The sequence below is a fragment of the Photobacterium aphoticum genome, from assembly GCF_001029435.1.
In the GTDB taxonomy this organism is placed as follows: domain Bacteria; phylum Pseudomonadota; class Gammaproteobacteria; order Enterobacterales; family Vibrionaceae; genus Photobacterium; species Photobacterium aphoticum.
Genome location: NZ_LDOV01000092.1, coordinates 1 through 236, shown reverse-complemented (window position 1 = coordinate 236; position 236 = coordinate 1). Strand labels below are relative to the sequence as shown.

At 51.7% G+C, this 236-nt stretch carries 1 protein-coding gene; it reads left to right on the top strand.

The genetic code is table 11. From position 1 onward, the window contains the following. On the top strand, positions 1 to 236 hold a 236-nt coding region (locus ABT58_RS23180), incomplete at both ends, for an amylo-alpha-1,6-glucosidase (RefSeq protein ID WP_047876783.1).

Genomic DNA, 236 nt, shown 5'->3' with positions numbered 1-236 from the left:
ATAAGCCCAACATTGTTTACAACACTCCTGACGGTACGCCGTTGATGGTGCGTGAAGTGTGGGATTACTTACGTTATAGCGGCGATGCGGATTATGCTAAGTCGATTTACCCTTTGGTACAGACGTACATCGACGGGATCGAGAAACACTATCTGGATGTCTATGGGCTGATGACGCACCGCGATCCGGATACGTGGATGGACGCTAATCTGGAAGCCCGTCTGCCGTGGTCTGCC